Genomic DNA, 10,285 nt, shown 5'->3' with positions numbered 1-10,285 from the left:
CTTAATCCTAATCTCGTCCGAGCAACCAGCGTTCCGCTGCCTTTCTCCTTCCCCGATGCATCGCATCGCCCCCAATCCGCCCTTCCAATTTTAAAATTTACAATTTTCAATTTAACTTTTTCAATCTTCCTCACTCCTCGCTCTCAACTCCTCCCTCACAGCGTCCATCAGCTAAGAGGCAAGAAACAAAAACTACCACTTCAACTCGCGTACAGCTCCGGGATACTTCCGCTCCAGTGCCTTTGGCAAACACACCGAAGCTTGCCCCTTCTCCAAATCGTGTTCGTGCAGCAGTCGGCGTGACTCCATCCATTTCCGCGGGTCCGACACGACACGTGCAGGCATCGGCACGATGCGACTCTTCTTTCCCTTGGAATCGTGCACTCAAAGGTCATCGCCCACTCCCACGGCCATTCAAAGCAAGGTGGCATTTCTGAGTGCTGAATCGTTTTTACCGCCGTCCTGCATCGCCGCAGCACTACCATCGCTGATTCTTTCAGCACGGCCGCAGCGCAGGTCGATGCCTCGGATGGAAAATTTGTTTGCAATTTTGCTTGACCCAGAAATCGAGACCCCTCATACTCAGCAAACGCCAACCGGCGGTAACACTCCCTCGCACCGGCGATAACGTTCTACGTGTCACCGAGGTTGCCGAAGGTCCAACCGGCGATAACAGCCCCCAGGATCCGCTTATCGCCACCCCAACCGGCGATAATTACCTCGTTCCCCGACAGAGATGATTCGTTAACTTGAGTTCCAGCTACAACTCGCTGATCGACCACGACGTATCTCCCGCCGATGCAGAATCAATCGGCAACGCGATCATCGAACTGTTGGTTTCGGAGCGGTTCTTGTTGGCGACGCCCAGTGAGCAATGCGTTCTCAATGGCTTGGGCTATCCGCCGGGTCCACGCATACGCGAGATCTTCGCGAACCACGAATCATGTGTTCCGTTTTGGGAGCCAAACGCGATCAACGGTGTGAAGGTCCACGCAGAGCGATACGTTAACTTTTTCGCGTTTCCACAACTTCAATTTGCCGGTTGCCCGCAATGTCGCCACCGTTTTCCTGATGGCGACGGAGTAATTGACCAACTCTACGACAGTGTTGCTACATTTGTGAACGACGACAGGATCGAAATAATCTCATGTCCGCAATGTAACCATTCATCCCCATCAAACGCTTGGCGAACGGAACCAGATATCGGCATCGCGTACTTGGGAATTGAATTCTGGAATTGGGTTCCGTTTTCGTCTCCGCTGTGGACGACTTCGATTCCAGATCTGATTCATGACCATCTCGGCCGCACGATGGCCGTGAGCTGGGGCAAACTGTAAAATGCGGGGAACAATGACATGCACGGGAGCACGGCTTGCGGCGTTCTTCGCAATGGATAGTCAACTCTCCGTGCCCCGTGATGTCCACCGTTATTTGACTATAGATTTTCGCGGTTCCGCGATTCAAAGACCCAAGCCATGTACGCCGCGCCTCCAGTCTGTAACCTGCTCGTCTTGCGGTCACCTAACATCGAGAGGGCGTCGACGTTTTACTCGCAAATGGGCCTCCTGTTTACAAAGCACACCCACGGAAACGGGCCTGAGCACTACGCGTCTTCGGTCAACGGCTTCGTATTCGAAATCTATCCGGCACGTTCTGCCGACGACACGACGACAAAAACACGAATCGGCTTTAATGTCGATGATGTTGATAGCGTCGTTGGCATGCTACTTGAAGTTGGTGCTACACTGCGTACTCCGCCTGCCGACACCGAATGGGGGCGTCGGGCAGTCGTGCATGACCTCGATGGGCACATCGTTGAGCTTGTTACGCCTCCCAGCCGCGATACCCCGTGCTCAACCCAGACCAGCAAATAACCATGCGATGATGACGGAGCGGCGGTGGCAAGCGTTTTCGCAGTGATGAATCGTTCGCCGCCGCCCGCATATCGCTCCCGTTACCCGAATGAAAAGATGAATGCCGCACTAAAGTTCATCGCTTCCGCAACGATCATCGCGTTGATCGGCGCGGCCGCATTTTGTTGGACTCATGGCATTCGCTCGACACGCGATCTTCATAACTATCGCGAGATGACTGCCTGCCAACATCCAGTCGTCGAATCCCTTGCGGACGGCAAGGTATTCGACGGAATGCCCGAAAGCAACTTGCTTTCGCTGCACACGCCCAAATGGACCGAAACATACGGTTGCTACTCCACGTTCGGCTTTACGCCTCAGGGTTACGACTACGTGACGGTCTCCACCGTAAACAATCGCGTTTGCTCCGCGCACGCTGGTAGCTGCACGTGGCGTTGGACCTACTTCGCAAGCACCCCGAGTGATGTCCTCGACACTGTCCATGCAATCGAATCGCTCACAAAAGTAATTGAGCAAACTCCAAACACTGAGAATGTGCTACGCCCGCTCCTGGTGGCAGAATACGCTAAACTTGGCCTCCACCCTCAAGCCAATCCTAATGACGGCGGGTAACAATCCCGTGCACCGCAGGACGGCTTGCGTATTTACTTGAATGGAACATCAACTGTCCGTCCGCGGTGACGGGTGACGTTCCCCGACTAGGCGGATACCGGTGCTGCTGGTCAAATGTATCCTCATCGCATCTCTCTGGGTTTCTGTGCTTCAAAGCGCCGTGTTTGATGAATAAACGCAATCCTATTGCGAACCGCCGTGGCTCATTTACAACGTGGGGAGATTCGAGTTGGAACGCGGTGTTGTTTCGCTCGACCAACGACTCGCTCGACCCAGCCGAAGCTCTGCTTTCCTGCAAAGCTATCGCCGAAGTGCAACGAGACGTCACAGCCGAAACCCTACAGGGAACCTGGGTGCCGCCCGCCGGAAAATGGGCGTTGCTTATCACCCACAAAACCATGCTTTGGTCCACCGTGGTTTGTAGCGAACACGGCGAATCCCTTTTTGGTGATGATGGGTTGTTCTCTGATGTCATCGGTGAATCGTTGGTGACCGGGGATTCAGATAGTGCCGGAGTTGTCTATTTGCGGCTTCGAAAGCACGACGGCATCGAATCGACCACCGAAATTGAATGGGTCAGTGATGGTGTGAGGTGGGAGACGCCCGATCCAGAAGATGATCCGGAGGACGATGGCGACACCTACCTGGGCGGTGCTCGATTTTCCAAGAACACTGCGGAAGTCTGGCTGCAACAACGTACGTCCGCCGAAGACGCTCACCAAAAGTTGTTGACTGATTTGGACGCCTACGTACCCGGTTTGCATTTTCTGCACGATGCAAGATTATCGAATGTCGGTCGCCTGGAAGCCGCTTATGGCCACGATGATTGTTTGAGCGATCATTTCATACAGCGGATTGACGTCATTCGCTTTGGGCCGCTGAAAGAGTTTACCCGCAGCGAAACAGCAAGCCGCGAACTTGAATCAGCGGTGGGCCGAGTTGATTTAGAGGCCGTCCGCACGGCGTTGAGCAAAGGAGCCACTACCGGTCGTCTTCCCGAATCACGCCATACAGCGTTATGGCTATCGCTTGAAGAAGCGTCTGAGTATAGCGCGAAGAACCGCCCCGTGACGTTCGACGTGGTGTTGGAACTGTTGCTGGCCGGGGCAAATCCAAACGAACTAGCTGAGAGCGCAAAATCGCCAGTGGAGCAATTGCTTCAGATCGACTATGTTCAAACACGAGGAAAGGCGAAAAAGGCAATGGCTAACAGGCTGAACACGCTTGTTCTATTAGATAAGTTGATTGGATTTGGTTTGGACGTCAACGCAATTTCCTACGGCAGCTATGCCTACGGCTACCGCCCCTTGCACTCGACCGCATTACATAACCAACCCGAAATGGTTCGTCGATTGTTGGAAGCCGGTGCTGATCTCATGTTGACCAATGACCGCGATGCGACACCTTGGATTTCCTTGCATAACCAATTTGAATCAAAGGCAAACCACTTCAACAAGAGGCAAAGGGTCTCCATAGAAGACAACATGCAACGATATGCGGAAGTTCTAAGACTGATACGTCCGGATTCCTAATGTCCCGTTTGTTTCATCGTGAATCCAAGCCCAATTCCAACTCTCGCGACTTTTGACCATGGCTCTTGTTCAATACCGAATCGACGGGGAACCATGGGTTGCAACGGAGGCCCCGAGGTTACGTTTTTGAAGTGGTGGGTCGTTCGCGCGGCCCCGCTGAACCGTACCGTTCGCCAGCCATAGGATCACATCTTGTATACAAAGTTTACAACTGACTTGGGCGACCACGTGTTTGATCCTGGCGGCATGCTATCGTATTCGCCAAAAGGACCCGGGAAAGAGTTTCTTGGCGTTCTCGGCGGTGCGTACGAGGAGGAATGTGACGAAGACAGGGCTACGGTAATTGAAGCCGGGACTCAGCTACTATCGGTTTTGCGCGACGAGTCGTTGGACTTCCACATTGACGCACCTCAATACGCGGACGCACTCGAAACTTTGCTTGTATTCTTGGCCAATTCGAAATCGGAAACGGTGACCGCCTACTCGTGGGAGGATCCCGCGACTCTCGAGCAGCTCTTGGCGTGCGAAGCTGAGGGCGGAGGTGGTGATGACTGGGCAATGGAGGTGATTTCCGAACGCGCTGACGAGTTTCTGCCCGGTTTGGAAGCGGTATTGGCGGACTCAGGGCAAGCTGAGTTTCATTTCTCGGCGATTCGGATGCTGCTGTTTTGCTACCCGCGTGATCAAGCGACGCCGATCGTGGAAGCCTTCGTAGAAAATACGTCGGACCTCGAAAAAAGAAAAGGAGCACTATTGCTTCTTGCTGCTACCGACCCACAGAACCAGAAGTAAATGGCGAACTACGGGTTGCAACGGAGCGGGCGAGCTAGCTGGTTTCGAAGCGGACAATCGCTCGCGCCCGCCCGCTGTACCCCGCCGTTATCGGACTCTAAAGTTGCGTGCTCGATCCAGGATGCTTGATGTTGCGCGTGCGATGATTTGAAACAACGGCTGAGTGTCCGGCGTATAGGAGCTCATTGGCAACGTCACCCGTCGCAATTTGGGCACGCGAAACTTGGGGCCAGCGGTCACCAACGAGGCCGAAGGCCAGACCGACATTGGGCTGTCCATAGCCAAGCTCGATATTGCGCGGTCGATTGATGCGTGCAATCCTGTGCCGTAAACTAGATCCTTCTGGCCGCGTGATCGGATCGATCGATCCAGTTCGCTGCAAACCAAGGCCGATAACAACGACGTGCACCGCAGATCCGGCGTTGCTAAACTAGGCCATCACAACGTCAATCGCCGGATCGCGGTGACGACTACCGTTATCGAAATCATTCTCGCATTTGGGGTCTTGACCGAATGAGCCGTTTTTCAACTCATCTTGTCCGATCAACCTTCTTCGCATTCGCTCTATTTGTTAGCCAGCACGCCGAGGTGATGGCGGTCGAGATTGCGCCACTTCGCTATTCAGTCGACGTTGTACCCAACGCGTTTGTCCCCTACGCGGCGAGTCATTCGTTCACCGAACCGAACCGGAATATCACGCGAGTGCTGTTCTCGATTCACAGTAGTGATGTTGATGCAATGCAATACTACGATAATGCGCGTGATGCCGCCTCTCGCGTGAGGGGAGCGTTACCTCAGACGCTGATCGTCGCGCCGCAGTTCCTGCAGCAAACGGAAATTCCCAGCGAGATACCGGACGGTCTTCTTTTCTGGCGGTCTCCCCCATACCGAGGTTCCAGTCGTGCCGCAGTGGGTCCTAAGGTCGATCACGTGAGCTACAGTGCGTACGCAGTCATCGACGCTTGGCTTGGCGAACTCACTTCGCCTGATCTGTTTCCTCGGCTCAAAGAGATTGTACTCGTCGGTCATTCAGCTGGCGGGCAGTTTGTGCAACGATACGCATTGGTTGGTAAGTTCAAGCCTGCTGATAGCATCACCATTCGATTTGTCGTTTCGGCCCCCTCCTCATACGCCTATACTTCCGCTGAACGGTACCACACTGTTCGACGGCAATTCGTAATGCCTGACGCAGACACCGCTGCAAACTGCAAGGACTACAACAACTGGGGCTATGGGCTTGGGGCACCTTACGGATACTTTGCAGATGCTGATTTGGATGCGATTGCGAAGGACTATGCAAATAAGAATGTCTTCTATTTGTGCGGGAGCAAAGACGCGGACCCGAATGATGGCGCGATAGGCAAGAGCTGCGGTGCTATGATGCAGGGCATGCATAGACTTCAGCGCATGCAGCTTTACGCGGCCTTCCTCCAATTCAAATACGGCAAGTCGGTGACGAAACGACATCGATTTGCGGTCGTTCCGAATATGGGACATTACGGACGTGGTACGATGACATCTCCAGCTGGACTGCAAGCGTTGTTCTCTCCAATTCGTTAGCGCATTTAAGCAGAACCATCGAATGCAACGGAGAACCGGTGGTTCGTTTTCTCCAATGGATACTCAACTCCCGGTCCCCGCTGATCCGGGTCGTTATCACGCTTCAGGAAGAGACACTGCAAATGGAGAATTGGCACGTTGTCTCCGAAGCAAAATCGGATCAATTGTTTAACGACGATGCTATGATCGCCGAATTCGCAACGGAAGCGGATGAATCTGCTTACGAAAAACGCGACTCGTTTTTGATAGTGCTGATCAAACGCGCATGCGAAAAAGCACTGGGTTCAGTTGCGGATATCCACGTTTACCACATCGAAGATTGGTGGCCAAACCATACTCGCTACGTCAGCGTTTCCGCCGAATACTGCACACGAGAATTTGTTCTAATGCTACAATCTTTGCTTACCGAAGAATTTTCACATTATCGCATTCAGCTAATTGTTGATTCAAACCTTGCCGTGGACGAATCTCCTGAACTCGGTGCGTTGACTATCTACGCTGATCGCGTCATCGTGGAAGATCGCGTTGCTAAAACACTCAATATCTCGTAACACCACAGGAACACAAAACCATAATCGCGTGATAACAATACGTATCGGGATAGGGGGGCGGATTGCTCCGGCGCCCCTCCCACACCACCTAGCATGCGGGTCCGCTACTCGGGCGATTCGCCGCGAGGATGCAAGCTGTTGCCAACGCTCTGCTAGACTCAATAAGCCCTCACTCTTCAGGTGCTCGTTCGATAACGCACGTTGGACTCCCGACGTCTTGGAAAGACGCCATGGGCCTTTGCCGCTAAACGCGAACGGCCGAGCTTCCCGGTACGACAAGCCTAGTGACATCAGGTTGCGAAGACGTGTTTTCGACTTCTTCCGCTGTTTCCAGTAACAAGCTGCAATCCGTGTTTATTTCGACTCACGCAAACTTGCTGCAGCTTTACTGTTTTCAATCTTTCGTTGGATATCGGCTGCGAAGCATTTGTGCTGGCACCAACTACCAGTTTCTTTCGGGTTCAGACATGTTCCTGCCCCATTCATTTTCCTGCCGCAACCTTCGGTTGCCTTCTTTTGACCGGATGTCAGGAAGGATGGGCGGGCCGATGTAGGTAGCCTCTAGGTAAATGCCGTTCGGCAGTCACCCGGCTGAAAGGACCGGCAAAAAGATGGGTGGCAAAAAGATATTGAGACGGATTGATGCTTGGCAAAGGAAAGATGATTTCATGCCTCACCGATTTTCTAACCTTCCATATTTTAATCGATTGTGCTCCTTTTCCGTAGTGACTCCTGCCGTCGCTTCGCGACTCTGTGGTGGCTACTACAACGCCGCACCCCGGACTCACGTCCGGGGCTACCACGTGTCGTCGCGTTGCGACTGGGAAGTGTCGTCCGCGCAGGCGGGTTTCTGCTTGCAACAACGCGGGTTTTGGCGCGAATGTGTCTGGCGACGGTTTTAGCTTTGAAGCTAGCCCGATTCGGTTCTTGCCCGACCAGAACTGTTCTCGGCGGCTAGCCAGATTTACGGTCACATTCGCAGGCTTCCTTCCCACGGATTGTCACCTCCCCGCAGTTGCCTTCGCCTCGTACTGTTCTTTCGTTAGAATTTCATTTGGTATACTGACTCCATGAAAGAAACCGGAACTAAGTACAGGGGACTTTCACCCCACAAGATCACGCCCATGCTGGGCGTACTGCAACGGAGCGGCGGTGGCGACGTTTCTGCAAGTGGTGAGTCAACTCCCGCCGCCCGTTGATCGCCACCGTTACCCGACACAATCGTTGCCGCGTTCTCTCTTTCCCACCCTCAAGCCTGGCGGCGAGTAATCTTCGCCTCGATCACAATGGATACCTTCCTTGTCGGTCTAGTCCTTGGTTGCGTGCTCACTTTCGGCTTCGTACGCATCTACGACTGGGTCGCGATTTTCATTCCATGGCGGCGGGCAATGATGTCTGGTGCTCGCGTAAGCGTTTTCTACATTTTGCGGATGCGTATGAAGGGCTGTCCCGCGCCATTTCTCGTTGATGCATATGCCGCTCTCGTTCACTCCGGCGAGAAGATCGACATCCAACAAGTTGAAGCATGCTACCTTGCTCGCAAACATGAGATTCGCGAGGATGACATGGGCGGGTTTATCGAAATGGTCAAGGATTTCATTAAACATCCACGATTTAATAATGAAAGCGGGTAACAATTTCGTGCAACGGAGGACTGCATGGGGCGTTTACAATGGACAATCAAACCGCAGTCCCCGCTGACGTCGGACGTTCGCCGACGGAAATCACTTCACTTCTCAATTGCCGCTTCTCTTGAACCGTCGTCGTTTACTCCTAATCGCCATGCTTGTGCTCGCCGTATTCATGACGGCCCGCACCGCAATATGGGAAGCACGCTACACCGCTGGAAACGGAACGTGCATCATCCAGCTTCCAGAAACTGCCATCTGGGCCCCTCCATCAATTCCCGCATACTCCGAATTTGCGGCTACTTTTGACCACCTACCTCAAACGCAACCGCCGAACTCTCGTATCTATCGCCTGCTCAAATGGGACTGGATGCTTCTCGAACTGTTGTTCTACTGCCTCGGTTCCTTCGTTCTTGTCGCTCCACTGTATTGGCTCACACGCCGTGCGAATCCTGACCCGGTACTTCACGTCACAACGTGGATCGGAATCGGAATGACCGGCTCGGCTGTAGTTTGCCTTGTGCTTTGGCTCGCATTCGGTGGTTGGGGGCCACCTGCACCTCTGTTTTTGGTATCGTTGGGTTGTTCGTCGGCGCTGTTGCTGGATTCGTTACGCTCCCCTAAACGGCGGCGAACCACCGGTTGCATCGTCTGCCGCGAGTTGACATTAATGAGGTGGAGAGTCGTTCGCGCGGCCCTGCTGAACCGTAACGCTCGCCGACTAAAAAACTTGAATACACGATTCGCTATTCGGACGATACTCATTCTCGTTACCATCGCTGCGGTCGTGGCGGCGTTCTTTGCTGCTCGGCACCTCCCTGCTCGCCAAGATGACAATAGTGCTGTCAATCGATTTTATTGGCACGATTATTCCAATGGTGTTGCGAAGCAACGTCGAGAATCCGGTTGGGAATACCAAGGTAAGATCAATGGCCTTGGGAGTTGTGTGGTTCTGCATCACTCGAATTCGGAACATGAGAAATACGGACAACATGGCGGCTATGCCGTCGCTTTCCAGTTACCTCTGGATGTTGTCGAAGGTGACCAATTGACGCTTTTACCGATCCCCGCAACACGCTCTGGTGAACTCCATCCGCATGATAGACGATTCACCCTCATGCTTCCCAACGAATTCACTGCCACTACTTTCGGAGATCACTTCGGTTCCATCACCGCTGGTTCAGATATTCGAGAGTCGTCTGTTGCCGTCAAAAAGATGACGAACGAACATGTGATTCTGCATGTCCAGATTGACGTTTCGATACCGGAGTACTATGACTTGAAGCTCGATCGAGATTTCACGATTCGGCGTGTGCCGTCAGATGATGCATAGCAAACCTATGACTCGAAGATCGACTTGCGAAATGACACGACTGGATGCTTTACCGTCCGTCCTCGGTGACGAGTAGTGCTATCCGACTAACGGAGCTATACCCTTGAAATATATCGTTGCCGTGTATTGCTGCTTATTGGTTGCTGCTACAAATGTGCATGCCGAGTCTGCCACACTCCAAATGCGTTTCGTCTTTGACGGCGTCCCACCCCCTGTCAACCAGATCAACGTTTTGCCTGCCCTCGCGCCCGCTGGCGGCCCCGTACTGGACGAACGACTCCTGGTTGATCCCGTGTCAAAGGGAATCCGAAACGTTGTCGTTTACGTCTACACGGGCCGTGGCGGATCGAAACTCGGCCCGTTTCCACGTAGTGACAAGAAGCATCGTTTGGCGATGTCGAAC

General features: G+C 53.3%; 10 protein-coding genes and 1 pseudogene. 10 read left to right on the top strand and 1 reads right to left on the bottom strand.

Going from position 1 to position 10,285, the window contains the following annotated elements; translation table 11 throughout:
• Positions 1-192 precede the first annotated feature (192 nt).
• Positions 193-384: a site-specific integrase gene (locus RMSM_RS38005; protein WP_008690590.1), complete on the bottom strand. Its 192-nt coding sequence runs from the start codon at positions 382-384 to the stop codon at positions 193-195.
• Between the two features lie 365 nt (positions 385-749).
• On the opposite strand from RMSM_RS38005, the gene RMSM_RS01690 reads away from it, so the two are divergent.
• From RMSM_RS01690 to RMSM_RS01640, 10 genes and pseudogenes are all read left to right on the top strand, one after another.
• Positions 750-1,337 (top strand): hypothetical protein, encoded by a 588-nt coding sequence (locus RMSM_RS01690; RefSeq protein WP_008690589.1) that lies wholly within the window; start codon positions 750-752, stop codon positions 1,335-1,337.
• Between the two features lie 138 nt (positions 1,338-1,475).
• Positions 1,476-1,874 carry a glyoxalase/bleomycin resistance/extradiol dioxygenase family protein gene (locus RMSM_RS36285; RefSeq protein WP_052031444.1) on the top strand — a complete coding sequence of 133 codons (399 nt, stop codon included), beginning with the start codon at positions 1,476-1,478 and terminating at the stop codon, positions 1,872-1,874.
• A gap of 96 nt (positions 1,875-1,970) precedes the next feature.
• Complete coding sequence (locus RMSM_RS01680; protein WP_040763539.1) at positions 1,971-2,486, top strand: hypothetical protein; 516 nt, start codon at positions 1,971-1,973, stop codon at positions 2,484-2,486.
• A gap of 167 nt (positions 2,487-2,653) precedes the next feature.
• Entirely contained in the window at positions 2,654-4,018 is a 1,365-nt protein-coding gene (locus RMSM_RS01675) for an ankyrin repeat domain-containing protein (RefSeq protein ID WP_008690582.1), read from the top strand.
• A gap of 192 nt (positions 4,019-4,210) precedes the next feature.
• A complete protein-coding gene (locus RMSM_RS01670; protein WP_144057293.1) occupies positions 4,211-4,810 on the top strand; it encodes a hypothetical protein in 600 nt (199 codons plus the stop codon).
• A 513-nt stretch (positions 4,811-5,323) separates the two neighbouring features.
• Entirely contained in the window at positions 5,324-6,370 is a 1,047-nt protein-coding gene (locus RMSM_RS01660; protein WP_008690578.1) for a hypothetical protein, read from the top strand.
• 182 nt (positions 6,371-6,552) lie between these two features.
• Positions 6,553-6,921, top strand: a complete 369-nt coding sequence (locus RMSM_RS39475; RefSeq protein ID WP_144057292.1) for a hypothetical protein — start codon at positions 6,553-6,555, stop codon at positions 6,919-6,921.
• A gap of 1,286 nt (positions 6,922-8,207) precedes the next feature.
• Positions 8,208-8,555, top strand: a complete 348-nt coding sequence (locus RMSM_RS01650) for a hypothetical protein (RefSeq protein WP_040763532.1) — start codon at positions 8,208-8,210, stop codon at positions 8,553-8,555.
• A 724-nt stretch (positions 8,556-9,279) separates the two neighbouring features.
• Positions 9,280-9,882 (top strand): hypothetical protein, encoded by a 603-nt coding sequence (locus RMSM_RS39470; RefSeq protein WP_144057291.1) that lies wholly within the window; start codon positions 9,280-9,282, stop codon positions 9,880-9,882.
• A gap of 103 nt (positions 9,883-9,985) precedes the next feature.
• Positions 9,986-10,285, top strand: a pseudogene (locus tag RMSM_RS01640) (methylamine utilization protein); the annotation flags it as partial.

Source organism: Rhodopirellula maiorica SM1 (genome assembly GCF_000346295.1).
In the GTDB taxonomy this organism is placed as follows: domain Bacteria; phylum Planctomycetota; class Planctomycetia; order Pirellulales; family Pirellulaceae; genus Novipirellula; species Novipirellula maiorica.
The sequence above is the reverse complement of the archived record's forward strand: the minus strand, read 5'-3'. Positions and strand labels throughout refer to the sequence as shown.